Below are 16,523 nucleotides of genomic sequence, written 5' to 3'. Positions count from 1 at the left end.
GGGGTTATATTAAAGTTTCTCGAAAATCAAGTCATTCGGGGAACCGTCCCCGCTTACGTCGCGGAGTTCCACACGGGTATCGGTGAACTGGAGCACATCCCAGGAATCGTTGAACTCATCCAGGGGAGGGTTGGCCCCAAAGTCCAGCACGAGTTCCGTCCCGCCATTGGAGGTGGACCAGGTGCCGGTTACTACGCTGCCGTTATCGGCCTGAACCGTGCCATCGGACATGAAGGTAAAGGTGTAGGCGGCATAGGTCGCGGTGGCATCTGCCCCCTCATCCAGGTAGCTGAACACCGCCCAGTTACCGGCGGTAAGTACCGGAGACAGGGTATCGGTACCCCCATCGTCGTCCCCCGGTCCATCGTCATCGCCGGGGCCGTCGTCCCCACCTCCTCCGGTGCCGCAGGCACCTTCGAAGCGGAGGCGGTCGCCGTTACTCTGGCGCAGGTCTACTTTGAGTTCCATTACCTGCTGGATTTCATGAAGTGTCCACTGGGCGTTAAAGTCATCAAGGCCCGGGATATTTATGGTGACAGCAATGTTGTTGCCGGAGCCGGAGGCGGTCCAGCTCCCTGTGTAGGATTCCGTGGCAGAAGTTGCCGTAACGGTCCCGTCGGCCAGGAACTCGAAGGTGAGTCCCTCGTACGAATCCTCTAGGTCTGCATCGCCCAATTCCAGTTCATCCACGGTCCATGCGGAACAACCGGTAAGCACATCGGTCAGGGATTGAGTGGTACAGGTATCGCAATCGTCGTCATTATAATCGTTGTCGTCATCCTCGTCGCAGGTCCCTGCCGCGCTTTGCAGAATAGCCTCCAGCTGTTCGAGATTTCCTGCATCTACCCGGCTGCCGTCAGCTAAAAGCACCGTAACCGGAAATTGGATGGCAGCAATAATGTCCCCTTCGTTGAGGTCCTCAATCAGGTCGTACAGGTCCTCGTCATCTTCCAGGATTTCCACATCTATAAGCTCCTGGCTGGGGCTGAAGATGGAAACGGAAACCGGATACAGTATATCGGCGCATTCCAGGTCGTCGTCTGGCTGGTTTTCTCCCCCGCACCCCTGGGCCAGGGCAGCCAGGGCATTGGCGTCGGCCAGGACAACTTCCGTGAAATCGGCCTGAACGGCCGTTATCGGAAAATCCAGTACCAGGGTATCCACATCATCGGTGAAGGCATCAAAAATGGCCTCTACCACCAGGTAGTCCTCCGGGGTATCTATAACCACCTGCTGACCGTTTACAGTTGCAGTAACCGGCAATTTCAAGGCAATACAGCTGGCATTATCCAGGATATTGTCGGCAGAGCCATCGAAAAGCGAGGTTTGCTGCAAGAGGGTTGCCAGGGTGGAATTGGCCTGGATGGCCCTGGGGTCTTCCCCTATAAATACGGAATCCTCTTCCTGGCGGCAGCTGCTGGTAAGCAACAGGGCTGCGGTAAGCATCAGGCCGGAGTAGCGGCGGATAGTACGGAGTATTTTCTTTTTTAGCTTCATCTTGAGACGTGGCATTTATTATGTAACAACCATAACGGTAAAACTCCTGAAAATTTTTTCATTTTTTCTTTTTTACCTTTAGACACCCTATCTAACCAACCCCGTTTTGGAAAAGGAATTACACCAGAACACGTGCGAGGAATCGATCTTTGCGCGTTTGTATGAGGATCACTCCAAGGATCTCAGGGATTTCATCTATTATAAGTACGGACAGGAGGATACGGCCAGCGACAAAATGCAGGAGGCTTTTGCCCGGCTTTGGGAAAAATGCGCGGAGGTCCTGCCTTCCAAGGCCAGGTCCTTTCTGTTTACCGTGGCCAACAACCTGATGCTAAACGAGCTCAAGCACCGGAAAGTGGTCCTGAAATACCAGATGGAAAAACCGGCCGAGGCCCACGGGGAGGACCCTGAATCCCTGATGCGCCAGGAGGAATTCCTCAAACAATACCAGCAGGCGCTTTCGGAACTGACGGAAGAGCAGCGAACAGCCTTCCTGCTGAATAAGGCCGAGGGCAAGAAACACCAGGAAATCGCAGACATGCTGGGCATTACCCGAAAGGTAGTGGAGTACCGGATTTACACGGCATTTAACCATTTAAGGTCCCGCCTGGAAGATTTTTCACTGAAATGATCAGGAATTTTGAACACATGGTTGTTATATAGGTAAGAACTTGCATTATGGAAAAGGACTACCTCATAGAAAAATGGCTGGCCGATGGGCTGAAACCGGAAGAGCGGGAGGCCTTCGAAAAGCTGGAAGATGCGGCTTTCCTGAAGGAAGTCGCCGCCTCGGCCAGGGCATTCCGGGCCCCGGAATTCGATGCCAAAGCCCATTATGCCTCTTTCCGCAGCCAGCACCCTGCCCAGACCCAGGCTAAGGTCCGGAAGCTCTGGCCGAATATGCTGCGCATTGCCAGTGTCCTGGTAATCGGGCTACTGGTAAGCGTTTTTGTTATCCGAAACCGGGAAACCCAGGTTCTGGCTATGGAGGGCGAGAAAACAGAAGTTTACCTGCCCGACAGTTCCTTTGTACGTCTGAATACTGCTTCTGAGCTCGCCTACCGGAAGGCCGGTTGGGAAGATCGGCGGGAAGTGCGCCTGGAAGGGGAAGCCTATTTTAAAGTAGCCAAAGGGTCCCGTTTCGACGTCATGACACCGGATGGAGTCGTTAGCGTCCTGGGTACTCAGTTTAATGTCCGCCAGCGGGACGGACTGTTTCAGGTATACTGCTATGAGGGACGCGTGGGCGTTCGCCGCGGAGAAGCGTACTACGAACTTCCTGCTGGGCAGTATCTGCAGGTGGTGGAAGAAACGGTTACCACCGGCAACCATACCGCCCTGGAACCTGCCTGGAATGGCAACTACTCCGATTTCGAACGCATTCCTATTCTGCTGGTATTCCAGGAACTGGAAAACCAGTACCCTATCCGGTTAACCCTGGAGGATATAGACGATACGCGGCTGTTTACAGGCAGTTTCCCCCACGATGACCTGGAGGAGGCCCTGAGGGCTGTTACCGGCCCCATGGGATACCAGTTCCGTCAGGCGGGGGCTGGAGAAGTGATCATAAGCGCAGGTGAATACGAGTAGCACACCGAAAATACTCTGGATCTGTTTCCTGTTTATGGCCCTTTGGGGCTATGGGCAGGAAATTGCACTTTCCGAGCCCCTTGAAACCGTCCTCGAGAAGCTGGAGCGTTCCGAAGGCATCCGGTTTAATTACGACCCGGCCCTTCTGGAAGGGGTAACCCTCCCCCCTCCGTCCCCCGGTATGGGGCGTGAAGCCTTGCTGGAATACCTTTCAGGTCAGACCGGGCTCGAGTTCCGGCCCGTGGGCGATAATATCATTGCCATTGTCCGAAACCGGATACGGGTCTGCGCCTACCTGAAGGATAAAGATACCTCTGAGCCCATCTCCGGGGCCACTATCCTTGCACAGGACAAGGCTGTAATTTCGGATCCGCAAGGGTACTTTGAGATTACCGTTACCGGGGCGGACCCTATGCTAGAAATCCGGCACATGGGCTACCGCACCCTGAAACGGGCAGCCGGGTTTTTCCAATCCGGCAGCTGCGGAACTGTTTACCTTATTGGGGAGATCCTTCAGATCCCTGAAGTAGTAGTCTCCGGGTTCCTGATTCGGGGCATAGACAAGATGGACGACGGGGCCTTTCAGATGAACCTGGATGAATTCAGCCTCCTCCCCGGCCTGGTAGACAAAGACGTACTGCAGGCTGTACAGGCGCTCCCCGGCATCCTCAGTGCCAACGAAAAAGTCTCCGATATCAATATCCGGGGGGGCACCCACGACCAGAACCTCATCCTGTGGGACGGGATCAAGATGTATCAATCCGGGCATTTCTTCGGGCTTATCAGTTTATACAACCCCCAGATCACCCAAAAGGTCACCCTCCGGAAGAACGGGACGCCTGCGGCCTTCTCCGACGGGGTGTCAGGCACCATTTCCATGGAGACCCAACAAGGGGTGACCCGCGATTTTTTCGGGAGTGTGGGGGTAAACTTCATCGATGCCAGTCTGTTTGCGGATGTTCCCATATCGGACCAATCCTCCGTGCAGCTGGCCGGACGCAAAGCCATCAACCCCTGGGTGGAAACCCCGACCTATACCGCCTATTACGACCGCATCAGCCAGGACACAGAACTCACCTCCCAGGACGCCCAGGGCGATGCCTCGGATATCGGTTTCGATTTCTACGACCTCTCCCTGAGGTGGCTCTATACCCCCACCGATAAAGACCGTATCCGGCTTAACTTTATAACGGCATTCAATGAAGTTTCCTTCGACGAAACAGCCGCAGGCCTGCAAGGCGCATCGCCCCGGGAAAGCCAGCTGAGCCAGAGTACGATTGCAGGAGGGCTGCATTACTACCGCAAATGGTCCCCGCGCTGGGCCACGGAATTCGATGCCTACAATACAGATTACGCCCTGGAAGGCACCAATTCCAACGTCCTCCAGGACCAGCGCTTCCTTCAGGAAAACAAGGTTTCGGAAACCGGAGTGCGCCTGCAGGTACGCCACGGGCGGGGTCCCTTGGAATATGCCTTGGGATACCAGTACCAGGAAACCAAGGTCTCTGACCTGGATGATGTGGACAACCCGGTTTATATCCGGCGCCAGAGCCGCGTTTTGCGCTCCCAGGCCCTTTTCGGGCAGCTGGGATGGGCGTCTGCCGGCGGAAGGACCCACCTGAACCTGGGGTTTCGGGGGACGTATCTGCAGAAGTTCAACCGGCTTATCTGGGAGCCGCGGCTGAGCTTTAACCAGGAGCTGGCCCCCGGGCTAACCCTGGAAATCCTTTCCGAATTAAAACACCAGACCACCTCACAGATTGTAATCTATCAGGACGATTTTTTGGGCCTTGAGCAACGCCGTTGGCAACTGACAGACAATGACGAAATCCCTCTAATACAGGGGTTTCAGTCTTCCGCGGGCCTTACCTATAGCCGAAAGGGGTGGCTGTTGCATGCCGAGGCCTTCTACAAGGAGGTCACCGGCATTACCAGCCAGAGCCAGGGGTTCCTGGATGCCTACCGCTTTGTGCAGGCAGACGGAAGCTACGACGCCTATGGGGCGGAATTCATGGTTAAAAAACGCTATGGGCGCTGGGATGCCTGGGCGAGTTATTCCTATCTGGAAAGCTCCTATTCCTTTCCCGGCCTGCCCGAGGAATCTTTTCCGAATAACCTGGACATTACCCACACCGTGGGCTCCGGGATTACCTATGCCGCCCCGCAATTCCTGGTATCTGGAGGCCTCACATGGCACAGCGGCAGGCCCTTTACACTGGCCCTGCCCGGGAACACGGCCAGCCAGGGGCCAATCCTTTACGACATCGCCAATGGTGCCAGGCTCCCGGATTACCTGCGGCTGGACGTTTCTGCCCTTTACAGGGTTTCCCTGGGTACCAGAGCTCGGATGGAACTCGGGGCTTCCTTGCTGAATGTTCTCAACCGGCAAAACCCGGTTAACCAATACTATCGCAGGAATGCTACCAACCAGGTGGAAGCCGTATTGCAGAACGCCCTGGGCCTTACCCCGAACGCCCTGCTGCGCCTCACCTTTTGACCTCCATTTCTTATCAGAATTTATTTACAAAATAAATTCATCGTAAGTTTCTGTTTTTTAGTATCGTATAAGAACAAAACAACCTAAACCTTCTATTATGAGAACAATCACTCGCTTGCGGGCAGGATTCATTTCGTTTATTTCTAACTGATTCCTGAATACCCGTAAAAGTGATACTGGAGAGTGCCGCATTCCTCCTTCTTCTTCAGGGCCTCCATTGTGATTCTTAAGAGCCAGTCAGGCCTGTGCGCCCGGATCTGATTGCCGGAAAAGAAGCGCTTGGCCTAAGGTTCAAGGACCCCGGAACCTAAAATGAAAAGGCCCGCGTCTTGCGGGCCTTTTTTTTGGATTGCCGTGGGTTGTACCATCAGCCGCGGACCGCTATGGCAACGGTCCGCATTACTGACGGATATAGCAGCTAATCCCACAAAGCAACTATTGCGTTAAGAGGCCAGCTCCATCTGCCGCAGCTTCTGAAGTGCCTCGGATTTGGAATTCACATCCAGTTTCAAATAAATGTTCTGGATGTGGAAGTTGATGGTACTGGGCGTAACAAAAAGGCGTTCGGCGATCATTTTGTAGGTGGCACCCTGGCTCAAATACTCAATGATTTCATTCTCGCGCTGGGAAAAACACTTGAATTGCTTACGACGGAACATGGCAATTACCTTCCGGGCAATATCGCTACTGAGGGCTGCCCCCTCGTATCGTACCGATTCCAGGGCTTCCAGCAGGCGATGCTTGTCTATGGGCTTGGTCAGGTAACCGGAGGCTCCCAGTTTAAAGCAGCTTTTAATGGTATCGAAGGCATTCTGGTCGCTAACCATAATAACATGGGCCTGGGGATCCTTTTTACGGATTTCGGCAATTCCCTCAATCCCACTGCGATACGGCAGCTGAATTTCGGACAGGACAATATCCGGGCGGATGGAGTCATAACCCTCCAGAGCCTCTTCCAGGGACGAATACATCCCTGCCAGGTGATAATCCCGGTAGGTGCTGAAAAAATAGGGGTAGGCTTCCTGAAAGCGCGGATCGCTATCGATGGCCATTACCTTAAGCATAGTAGTTTTCATTGCATATCGAATTTGGGTTGTATTTCGGGGTATTTTGAGTGTTCGGAAGGTTGGTCTCAGGCGTTAGATGCCCATGGGCTCCCGGCCCGAAGGCGGGAACCCTGGCGGCTCTTTGCGGTATCCCAGGACATACGCTACCTAAACCTATCCGTAACCGGATACGCCTGGGAGGTACCAGTACTGGTACCGGGCAAAAAAGGATGCTGGGCATCTGCACACCATCGGAGGGGCTCACCCGATGGGTTTAATGATTCACACGATTGGACCTTTTGGTAAGGAGCCGCCTGGAGGTAAAACGGCTAACAGGTCGTGGGGTTCGGAAGGTCCCCTTGGGGCTTCCCTGCCGTGCTTTCGGGGGTAAAAGTACGCATTCATAATATGGAGATTTGGGTTGTATTTGTTTTGAGAAATTACAAATTGCACCCAAACCCACCCAGCAAATGCATATTTTTTCGATTAACTGCATAAAAGCCATGTATTTCATCGGGAAACCCGTAGGTAAACCGACTTGGTGGTTTGTAAAAAACAGGCTGAAAAAAGAAGAGCCGTCTGCCCTTTTAAGGGGGCAAAACGGCTCTTTCAGGAGCAGCGGACCAGGACCGGGTCCGGAAGGCCATCCGGCCATAGCCGGGTCAGGTTGGCAAAGGATCAGGGGCGTGTATCCCGTTGCGCGGTTTGGGTGGCCAGGCACACCGGTCCTGAGGCTGTCAAGATGGTTTATTACTCCTGGTAACTCACCTCGGCGGTAGCTACCGGGTTGTAGACTTCCATAATCCACTTTTCATCCCGGTACTCCCCACCCAGATCTGAGGTGAAGGCAGTCTTAGCTTCCATCTTGTTATCAAAACCGGCCAGATATACATAATACAACCCGTTCTCTGTGTTATAGAATTGCTTGGCATTTAAACCTTTCTCCTCCAGTGATTTCATGAAAGAATCTAAATACTTCTTGTTCTTGTAAACATTAGCAATCAGGTAATAACCAGATGATACCCCAACGATATCCGACCGATTTTTAGCTTTTATGGGTAATTCATTTAAATCCCGTTTTTCCACGGGTGTATAGGGTTTCTCCGTAACAGGCCTGGCAGGGGCCGCGGTGGCTACCGCCGTCTGCACCGGCCTGCGCCCGAGAATTTCCTTCGTATTGGAAGGTGCGTCGTTCTGCTGGCGGATCTCCTGCCGGATGGTCCGGACCAGGTTTTCGAACTTGGCCTCAAAGAGGGCCGTACGGGCATCCTCTATAGAATCCTGCCGCCACATGAGTTCGTCCAGGATCAGCCGGTTCTCGAAGGCCAGGGAATACTCGCTGGCCACCAAATCCGCATCGCGTGCCGCATTGCGCTCGGTATCCTTTTGGTCGTTCCGGCTGGCGGTACGCTGCGCATCCCGTTCGGCCCGCAACTGGGCAATCTGTTCTTCGTAGTTTCGTACGATGTTGTCAATCTTGCTGTCCTGGCTCATATTGGCGGTAAAGGCATCCGCAGCTTTTTCATCTTCCTTGAAGGTATAGGCCAGGGAGAGTTCGTGGTTCCACCCCAGGTTTGCCCCCTCGTCAGAGAGGTCCTTTTCCATAAGGTAGCCCAGGGAAAGCCTGTGGTTCAGGTTAAAACCAATCCCCATAGACATCCCGTAGGTGTCGTCGTAGGTGGTTTGCAACCAACCGTAGGACGGAAGGTCCAGCAACATGGAGGCGATATAGGATATCCGGTCCTCCGCATTTCGGCCTGCCTGCACCATGGGCATCAGTCGGCCATCCTTAAACAGTCCGCTGTAGGCATTAAGCGGCTGGGAATATTGCAGGGCCGCATGCAGGTTACGGGCGTTGAACCCGGCAACCAGTTCATTGGTGGTCTGGTTGTACCGGATAAGGTCCCGTCCGTAGAGTGCCAGGTCGAAGCGCCCCATGGAAAGGGCTACCCCGGGCTGTACCGAGATCTGGCTCTGCTTGGCATTCTCCAGCAGGGCCGGATCGGTTTCTCCGGCCACCACCCGGTTTTGGGCAATACCCTGGCTTACATAGGTAATATTGGTCCCGAAGGTAAGCCGGGTCTTGTCCCCGAGCTGTACCGCCCGGGCGTAATTCGCATTGAAGCCGAACTCCTGAACCACGCCTTCCCATTGCCCGTATACGCCAATCCCGAGGGCTGTGCGCTCATTGAGCTTGTTGCTGAATCCGAGGTAATAGTTCTGGATGTTGTCCTCGAAAGCCGCATATTGGTTCCTGTGGAGGATATTCAGGTACGATTTGTTCTCCCGCACCAGGGAAAAGGTGGGGTTAATCAGGAAGCGGTTAAAGAACAACTGGTTGTGAAACGGGCTCTTCACCTTAAAATCTTCCTGGGTTGCACCATCCTGTGCCCTTGCGGTAAGGGCGCAGAGCAGCAGGCCCAGCACCAGCATGGCCAGCGCTTTATGGTCTATGTGTTTCCAAACGTTCATCGGGTTGTGATTTGTGGGCAGGGGAGGTAGGCCTGCCCGGGGTTGTCCGTATGGGTCACGTCCTGCCGGGGTCCGGCATTAAAGGGTCTGGAGGTTTAGTCTTCGAACAGGGTCTCGGCATAGGAGGCCTCCGGGGCTATGGAGATAATCTCCATAAAGGGGTTGCCGTTCTGTGCCAAACTGTTCTTTTTCTGATCGAAGTAGGAGAAAACCAGTTCGCGAACATCATCTGCATGGGTCCCGCGGTTAGACATCACGAATGCCATGCCCCTCTGGGATTCCAGGTTCAGGGCAAATTCATCGTCCACGCTGTTAAAGGGACTACCGATATTGATGGCCAGTCCTACACTGCGTCGGGCAATCCGGGCGGCATACAGGTCGAGCCCGCCGTAGCCGTCGCGTCCGTCGGAAGCGAAGAAGAGCACATTCCCCGCAAGCAGACTGGGATACAGGTCATTCTTCCGGGTGTTGATTTTCTCTCCGAGGTTACGGGCGCCCCCTACCCTTCCGGATGGGTCTATATCCGCTACATATATATCGTACTTCCCGAAGCTGCCCGGCATATCGGAGGCGAAATACAGGCGTGTGCCGTCCGGGGATACGGCCGGGTGTACAGCCGAAGCGTATTTGGGTACCAGGGCCACTTCCTGCACATTCTTCCACTCCCCGCCTACTTTATCGGCGCGGTAGATCTTGTGGACCAGTTGTTTTTTGGAGAACAACCCGTAGAGGGGTTTAACCAGTTCCGCCTTACTGAAATAGGCGGTACGCCCGTCGGCCGTAAGTGTCACCGGGGGGGTATAGGCAGTTTGCCTGGGGATCCGTTCGGATTCCATATAGGCAAGGTCTGCCTCGGACATGGCCCGCAGGGCATCCAGGCCTTCCGTACCCCCGAGGCGGCCACTGCGGCCGAAATCGGGCATTTGGTAATTCTCCGCCAGAGACCGGGTGAGTTCTGCGGCATGCGAACTCCGGTCAATCTGATAATCTTGTTTGATTTTGGAATACCAGTCGCGCTGGGCCACAAGGGCTTCATTGCGAACTATCCCGGCTTTGTGCAGGGAATACTGGTAGCGCTCCTGGTAACTCTCCGGCACGGCATCCGCACCGGCAAGGTCCATGAGTTTCTGATACCAGAAAGCGGCAGTTTCATAGTTCTCGGAAAGGAAACTCACATTGCCCAGGTCTTCATAGATCTCGCGGTCGGAATATCCGAGCTTTACCAGGTCCATGTAGGCTTCGATTCGTTTGTCGGCTTCCGACCGGGCCTGCTGGGCGGTGAGCTGGGCCACCGGGCGCTGGGCCTGGAGGTTTACCACACAACACAGGCCAATAAGGCCAAGGAGCATCCTGTAGGTTCTAAAAGGGTTCATAACACAGAGATTTGGGGTTTCGGTGTCCCAAAGGTGAAAAGAGAAGCCTATGATTTCTTATGAATTATTCATAGGTTTATACGGTTTTTGATGCGGATTTTGTTAAATTTTGAAGGTATCCCTATTAATTTTTCACAGTTTCGGGAGGTTGCATAAAAGCTTCGATGAACGGAAAGGCTTTGGACTCCGCCGGTATTCTTACCGGATATCGGATGCATTTCACCGGCAAAACCGTCCCGATGAACGAGCGTGTGTAGCGGGATTTTTTCAACTTCCCGGCCTGATTCAGGTCATTGCCGCTGCCCGGTAAGGGGTGTACTTTTTATGCCTGAATCCTAAACTATGCGGACTCCGAAAATCAAATCCCTGTTTCTGGCTATCATCGTGTTGATGCTTACGGCCGCCTGCGGCCCGGTCCTGGTCACTTCCCGCCAAGGGCCGCCCCCTCCCCCATGGTTCTATCCCAACCGGGTAGAAGTGGTGCGCTATGTATATTTCCCCGATTTGGTAGTGTACTACGACCTGAGAACCCGTATGTATGTTTACCTGGATGGCAATGTCTGGATCAGGAGGGACAACCTCCCACCCCGTTACCGCAATTATGACCTGAGCAGACAACGCTACAGGAGGATACCCGGTTACGAGGCCGACAATATCAGGGAGTACCACGATAACCAGAGAAAAAACAGCGGGCGAAGCAACCGGAGCCGGAGCGATGGTCGGTCCGGATAAGGATCGGAGTCCGTTTAATGCCTATGAATGCGTCGGGGATAAACGAAGTTCCCTCAAGGAAGTGTTATATAGCGCATTGATTACTTGCCCTACTCTCGAACGATATACGGATCATTTTCCCATTGCTGACGGGCATCAATGGCGTAATACAGGGAGGCGAATGCAGCCTTCACCCACATGACGGCAACCACTGCCCCTACTATGAAGAAAAGCAACCCGGCACAGAACAGGGGAACGGCAGCCAATCCCATACCAAAAATCCTCAATCCATGCCCCCGGGTCATCTCCCAGCTCTTTTCAATTGCGGCTACGGGTTCCAGCCCTTTGTCCATTACGAGGTAAGAAACGAATGCCAGGCGACAGGCCAGGATTATCCCGGGAATGATCAGGAAAAGAAAGCCAAGAATTATCAGGGCTGTGGTGATCAGATGGGCAAGGATAATATGCACATAATTATTCCGAAACCCCTGAATCACAGTCTCGATCTCAAGCTTTTGGTCCCTAATAGCTTTGACAAACAGTAAGTCGCCCCCATAATTAAATACCGGTAGGATAAGAAACCCATAGGCCAGAGATAACAGATGAAGTATGGGAGTCAGAAGGGTCTGATCCCTATCGGATTCCCGGGCTAAGGAGGCTGGTGAATCGGCTATACCAAGGAAAATGACCAGGAGTAGAAGCACGAGGAAATGCTTTTTGATCTGTTCCCATCCATGACCGTAGCTGGCTGAGAAACGGGGTTCGGGTACAGAATGTGAGTGCATAGTATTCATGATGGTGCGAATTTGATGTGAAGATCGCCATCAGGAAGGTAATGCGCATCCAACTTTGGTAGTGATTATAAAAACACTACGAAAGTTGGGGCAGGCTTGCGGGCAATTTCCATACTTTTAAGAACCAACTGGACCTTTTGATACGAATTGCCTTCATCCTGAGTTTTGTGTGTTGTTCTGCCGTCGCCTTTGGAGCAATATGGATGAGCAGGCTTGCCGTTTCAACCTTCGATTCCGATTTCCATAAAAAGTACTTCTATTACCTGGTCAGTTTCTATGTTTTTTCCTTTTACGGGCTATGGGGTCCGGTACTGTTGCACCAATTGCTCCTCCTTACCGATGCAGACTCCAGCCTGATCATACAGGCAACACGCCTTCAGCCCTTGTTGGCCGTACCTTTCGCAATCGTCGGCTGGGTGCTCTACGGCGGACTTGGCTTTGCACTCCCCACTATCAAACCCTGGTCCTGGACCTACCGGATATTTGCCCTCGCTTTTTCTTTCCTCCTCCCTTTTGGTCTTGCCGCCTGGTTATTCACGGAAGATGCCGGCTGGTTCCGGGGAACGCGTTGGATGCAAGTACTGGGTGTTCTTTCTTTCCTGGCGGACAGTGGGTTTTCGCTATGGCTAATCCTTCAAACCGTAGTCCGCTCGAAGACTGAAACGCTCAGCCGCAGGCGCGTCTTGCTCAAATTTGCCCTGCTGGTTGCCGCAGCCTTGCTCATCCGGGCACTGGCTCTTTTCCTGTTCTTTGCCGAAAACTGGAAACCTGCAGTGGGGTTACTTTTGTATTTTATCTCAGGGCTGTTGCCTTATTTCTATATTGATCGCAACTCCGACAGGGTCTTCATCCCGGCTTACCCGAAGGCAACCAGCAACGAAAAACTGGAACTCCTCTATGATCGCTATGCTATTACCCCAAGGGAACGCGAGGTTATCGAAAAGATCTGCGAAGGGAAAACCAACCGGCAGATTGCCGAGGAATTATTCATTAGCCTGCAAACCGTCAAAGACCATACACACCGTATCTATTCCAAGATCGGGATTAACAGCCGGTTAAAACTGGCGCAACTGATCCGGGAATAGGATTTTGTCCGGCTTTATTCGGACTGACAATCCCGCGGAAGGAACGCCAGATTAACCTCTGAAGACCTAAGAGACTTCGGTTTGAATCCCCTGATAATTGAGCAAAGGAGATAAGTGACAAACCGGAAGGTGGGATGGGCGGTCTTGAGCAACAAAGCAGTTACATGTTTTTGCAGTACATTAAACCAAATTTCCGAACTAATGAAAAAATACGTTTTGACCCCCATACTACTCGGGCTGCTCATTATGGCCTGCAAAACGGAGATGAAAAACGAATCTGAGGGACCTACCGACCTTGAATCCACCAGGAACCCTGTTGCCCTTAATACCCTGACCCCTGAAGAAGAAGCTGAGGGCTGGTCCCTGCTCTTCGACGGAATAACCCTGGATGGGTGGCACCTGTATAACAAACCAGGGGTCCCCTCCATCTGGAAGGTGGAAGACGGTGTGCTGGTTTGCGACCCCCTCAACGGAACGGGAGACCATGGCGACCTGGTAACAGACCAAACCTATGGCAATTATGAGCTGTCCCTGGAATGGGAACTCCCCACTACGGGCAACAGCGGGATCTTCATCAATGTGCAGGAAGCTCCCGAATACGAAAGGACCTACCACACCGGCCCGGAGTACCAGCTTTTAGGGGAAGCCCACCTGGATTACGAACTCCCGGCCAAGCGCTCGGGTTGCCTTTATAATTATGCCCCCCAGGAAACGGAGACCACCACCCGCCCGGAAGGCCAATGGAACCATACGCGTATTGTCCAGAAGGACGGGAAAGTGGAGTTCTACCTGAATGGCAACCGCACAGCAAGCATGGATTTTACCGGGGCAGACTGGGCCGAGTGGATTGGCGGGTCCGGGTTTCGCAACAACAGCGGGTTTGGCAAAAGCACCTCGGGGCATATCGGGTTGCAACTCTGGACCTCTGCCGTGCGGTTCCGCAACATAAAAATCCGGGAGTTCTGAGCGATACCTCAAGGACAGGACAACTGTAATAAACCCCCTCGGCATTCAATACGTACTTGCGTAAATAACCCGTATAAAACTGCTGTTGTACAGGTTTTTACGTAATCCATACAATTCACCAATGCGGTCAGGGCCGATTCCTGTAACTTCTCGGGGAAAAACAACCAACCCTGCCCATGCCCGCCTTTCGTATCCCGGAGACCAACTCCGGAAAGCCCCTTATCCTCAAAGGCCTGATCCTGGTCCTGATCCTGGGTTTTGCCATCTGGAGGTCCCATTATGGCACCCGTCTGGATTCCTATGCCAATGACGAACCCTTCCATGTCGTGGCCGGGACGTATTATTCCGCTACCGGCGACTACCGCCTTAACCCCGAACACCCTCCCCTTTCCAAACTTTGGGTCGGGTACTGGAACAAGCCGCACCTGAAGCTACGCCCCCTGGAGGTGCTCAATGACAAAGAACACGAGCGGCACTGGCTACAGGAAATTATGTATCTGGAAAACGATGCCGTGCTCTCCCAAAGACAGTCTCGGCGCGCCATGTACATGTTTCACTTTATCCTGGGCCTCTGCCTTGCCGGATTGCTCTGGAGGTTACTGGGGTATCGCTGGGCACTGATCAGCCTGCTGTGGATTGCCCTGGAACCCAACTTGGGGGCCCACCAACCGTTGGTGCTTACGGACCTGCCCCTCTCTTTCTGCCTGGCCATTACCGCCCTTACCGCGGGTAAGTTTGCCACTTCCTGGAACTGGAAATGGGCTGTGGGCTGCGGACTGGCGGCAGGGGCGGCCCTGGCCGTTAAACACTCGGCCCTCCCCGCAATCGGGGGGATGGGAATGCTGCTAACCGGATTTGCCTTATACCCCCTTTTCCGGAAACGGTGGGCCCTGGCAGGCTACCGGTTTGCAGGGCTGTTGTGCGCAGGTCTTATGTCCCTGTTCGTGCTTTGGGCCTCCTACGGGTTTCGCACCCATAGCTCGGCCGGAGGGGAAGACCGGTTCAACCGCAGCCTGGAGTTGAAAATCGCAGATCTGAACAAACCGGTATGGCGCAATCTGGTAGGCCTTATGGACCAGTCCGGCTTATTTCCGAAAGCCTACCTCTGGGGGTTTGCCGATACCCTGCGGGCCGGGATGGAAGGCCGGGGGGACGACGAGCACAAATTCTTCGGGGAAGTGGTCCTCGGCCGGGCTCCTTACCTCTATTTCCCGAGCGTCCTTCTCGTAAAGATCCCACTGGCATTGCTGGCTGTCTCCCTGCTGGGTCTGGGCCTCCTGCTCTGGTGGAGATATCAGTACCGCTCAGGAGCAAATCCCCTGAGCCGGGAGCAATGGATTATTGTCCTTTTTATTCTGGTTTATATCGGATTCCACCTGCTGGCCCTGGCTTCGGGAAGAACCTCATACGGAGGCATTCGCCATGTGATGCCGGTGGCGTTGGGCCTGGGGCTGCTTGCAGGCGCCACCGGGCACTTCCGGGTTGCCAGGTTCCACCGCTACAGCATCGGGATTCCCCTGACACTGCTCCTTCTGGGGTTTGCGATGACCCTGGGGGAAAAGCGCATCTATGAGTATTATAATGAAATCGTAGGTGGTACGGAGAATTCCTATAAATACTTTGCAGATGAAGGCCAGTACCTGGGGCAGCGCTTCTATGAAATCCGGGATTTTTTTGAAGGGGTTAACCTGGACAGCACGGAAAGAATTTACTCCTGGAGCTGGCTGATGCGGGAGGAAGTAAAGGCTTCGGGACTTGAAATGGAGCGCAGCGCCGTTGCGGATATCCACGATTCCTCCAACAAAGAGGGGCTTATGAAAGGGTATTTTATTTTTGAAATGTGGTTGTACGACCCCTGGCCCAACTGGGACCCCGCAAGAATCCAATCTCTCACCCCGGTTAAAAGACTTGGAAATATCAACCTGGCTTACGGGGAACTAAAGGACCCGGAAAACTGGGCCTATTCCATGCGCGACCAGGTTATGCGCTACCTGGCCGAGAACCAGGAGCCGGATTGGGAATTGGTCCGCAACCGGATGGAAGAGGTTACGGCCATCGTCCAGTACAACTCCACGGAATACACCATCCTGGGCAACGCCTACCTGCGGATGGGCCAGCGGAAAAAAGCCATAGAAGCCTACCGGAAATCTTCCGAAAACCTGGCCGAGGACGATCCCTACCAACGGCTGCTGAACAAACAAATCGAAACCCTGCAAAACGGTACCGATTTGGAAAGCATCGAAACTTTGCGGCCTGCCATGCTGGAATAGATGAACGCAATTGGTCTATAGAAATCAAAGCCAACGATTTGACTTTGGATTGAAGGGCCAGCCAGTGCGGTTGCGGGTCCTGCAATACCAAAAACCCATCCATGCTATCGCATGGCATTGCTTTTTACAAAACACTTGTGATTTAGAATGTGGATTTTGGGATTTGGGATTACGCGCTACCGCGCGTGATCCCTGAGGGAGGGACCTGCAATAACCAAAACC

The 16,523-nt window shown here is 53.5% G+C and carries 12 protein-coding genes; 7 read left to right on the top strand and 5 right to left on the bottom strand.

Going from position 1 to position 16,523, the window contains the following annotated elements:
* Positions 1-9 precede the first annotated feature (9 nt).
* A complete protein-coding gene (locus CA832_RS07880; RefSeq protein ID WP_143542353.1) occupies positions 10-1,497 on the bottom strand; it encodes a lipocalin/fatty acid-binding family protein in 1,488 nt (495 codons plus the stop codon).
* Between the two features lie 106 nt (positions 1,498-1,603).
* Here CA832_RS07880 and CA832_RS07875 point away from each other — a divergent pair, with 106 nt between their 5' ends.
* Genes CA832_RS07875 through CA832_RS07865 form a run of 3 tightly spaced genes read left to right on the top strand, consistent with a single transcriptional unit; the run spans position 1,604 to position 5,584 of the window.
* Positions 1,604-2,128, top strand: coding sequence for an RNA polymerase sigma factor (locus CA832_RS07875; RefSeq protein ID WP_088341033.1), 525 nt, complete (start codon positions 1,604-1,606; stop codon positions 2,126-2,128).
* Positions 2,129-2,175: 47 nt separating this feature from the next.
* Positions 2,176-3,087: a FecR family protein gene (locus tag CA832_RS07870; RefSeq protein ID WP_088341032.1), complete on the top strand. Its 912-nt coding sequence runs from the start codon at positions 2,176-2,178 to the stop codon at positions 3,085-3,087.
* Complete coding sequence (locus CA832_RS07865) at positions 3,074-5,584, top strand: TonB-dependent receptor (protein ID WP_143542352.1); 2,511 nt, start codon at positions 3,074-3,076, stop codon at positions 5,582-5,584. The genes CA832_RS07870 and CA832_RS07865 overlap by 14 nt, the downstream gene beginning before the upstream one ends.
* A 443-nt stretch (positions 5,585-6,027) precedes the next feature.
* On the opposite strand, the gene CA832_RS07860 is transcribed toward CA832_RS07865, so the two are convergent.
* The 3 genes from CA832_RS07860 to CA832_RS07850 all read right to left on the bottom strand — a co-directional run bounded on the left by CA832_RS07860 (position 6,028) and on the right by CA832_RS07850 (position 10,475).
* The gene (locus tag CA832_RS07860; protein WP_198944457.1) at positions 6,028-6,660 is read right to left on the bottom strand and encodes a response regulator transcription factor; all 633 of its coding nucleotides are present in this window, start codon (positions 6,658-6,660) and stop codon (positions 6,028-6,030) included.
* Positions 6,661-7,380: 720 nt separating this feature from the next.
* Positions 7,381-9,102: a PorP/SprF family type IX secretion system membrane protein gene (locus CA832_RS07855; RefSeq protein WP_088341030.1), complete on the bottom strand. Its 1,722-nt coding sequence runs from the start codon at positions 9,100-9,102 to the stop codon at positions 7,381-7,383.
* 95 nt (positions 9,103-9,197) lie between these two features.
* Positions 9,198-10,475 (bottom strand): TolB family protein, encoded by a 1,278-nt coding sequence (locus tag CA832_RS07850; protein WP_088341029.1) that lies wholly within the window; start codon positions 10,473-10,475, stop codon positions 9,198-9,200.
* Positions 10,476-10,817: 342 nt separating this feature from the next.
* Between CA832_RS07850 and CA832_RS07845 the strand changes: the two genes are divergently transcribed.
* Complete coding sequence (locus tag CA832_RS07845) at positions 10,818-11,207, top strand: hypothetical protein (protein ID WP_088341028.1); 390 nt, start codon at positions 10,818-10,820, stop codon at positions 11,205-11,207.
* Between the two features lie 89 nt (positions 11,208-11,296).
* On the opposite strand, the gene CA832_RS15200 is transcribed toward CA832_RS07845, so the two are convergent.
* Positions 11,297-11,683: a hypothetical protein gene (locus CA832_RS15200; protein ID WP_233131767.1), complete on the bottom strand. Its 387-nt coding sequence runs from the start codon at positions 11,681-11,683 to the stop codon at positions 11,297-11,299.
* 434 nt (positions 11,684-12,117) lie between these two features.
* Between CA832_RS15200 and CA832_RS07835 the strand changes: the two genes are divergently transcribed.
* From CA832_RS07835 to CA832_RS07825, 3 genes are all read left to right on the top strand, one after another.
* On the top strand, positions 12,118-13,065 hold the full coding sequence (locus tag CA832_RS07835) for a helix-turn-helix domain-containing protein (RefSeq protein ID WP_143542351.1): 948 nt from the start codon (positions 12,118-12,120) through the stop codon (positions 13,063-13,065).
* A 201-nt stretch (positions 13,066-13,266) separates the two neighbouring features.
* Entirely contained in the window at positions 13,267-14,031 is a 765-nt protein-coding gene (locus CA832_RS07830) for a 3-keto-disaccharide hydrolase (protein ID WP_198944456.1), read from the top strand.
* A 176-nt stretch (positions 14,032-14,207) separates the two neighbouring features.
* Positions 14,208-16,301, top strand: a complete 2,094-nt coding sequence (locus CA832_RS07825; protein WP_088341025.1) for a tetratricopeptide repeat protein — start codon at positions 14,208-14,210, stop codon at positions 16,299-16,301.
* The last annotated feature ends 222 nt before the right edge of the window (positions 16,302-16,523 follow it).

The sequence above is a fragment of the Robiginitalea sediminis genome (genome assembly GCF_002198115.1).
Lineage (GTDB): Bacteria > Bacteroidota > Bacteroidia > Flavobacteriales > Flavobacteriaceae > Robiginitalea > Robiginitalea sediminis.
The sequence above is the reverse complement of the archived record's forward strand: the minus strand, read 5'-3'. Positions and strand labels throughout refer to the sequence as shown.

What these genes read in the sequence shown, in the direction of transcription:
- CA832_RS07860 (WP_198944457.1), bottom strand. Translation starts at nt 6,660, where the DNA reads ATGAAAACTACTATGCTTAAGGTAATGGCCATCGATAGCGATCCGCGC.
- CA832_RS07845 (WP_088341028.1), top strand. Translation starts at nt 10,818, where the DNA reads ATGCGGACTCCGAAAATCAAATCCCTGTTTCTGGCTATCATCGTGTTG.
- CA832_RS07855 (WP_088341030.1), bottom strand. Translation starts at nt 9,102, where the DNA reads ATGAACGTTTGGAAACACATAGACCATAAAGCGCTGGCCATGCTGGTG.
- CA832_RS07880 (WP_143542353.1), bottom strand. Translation starts at nt 1,497, where the DNA reads ATGAAGCTAAAAAAGAAAATACTCCGTACTATCCGCCGCTACTCCGGC.
- CA832_RS07825 (WP_088341025.1), top strand. Translation starts at nt 14,208, where the DNA reads ATGCCCGCCTTTCGTATCCCGGAGACCAACTCCGGAAAGCCCCTTATC.
- CA832_RS07870 (WP_088341032.1), top strand. Translation starts at nt 2,176, where the DNA reads ATGGAAAAGGACTACCTCATAGAAAAATGGCTGGCCGATGGGCTGAAA.
- CA832_RS07850 (WP_088341029.1), bottom strand. Translation starts at nt 10,475, where the DNA reads ATGAACCCTTTTAGAACCTACAGGATGCTCCTTGGCCTTATTGGCCTG.
- CA832_RS07830 (WP_198944456.1), top strand. Translation starts at nt 13,267, where the DNA reads ATGAAAAAATACGTTTTGACCCCCATACTACTCGGGCTGCTCATTATG.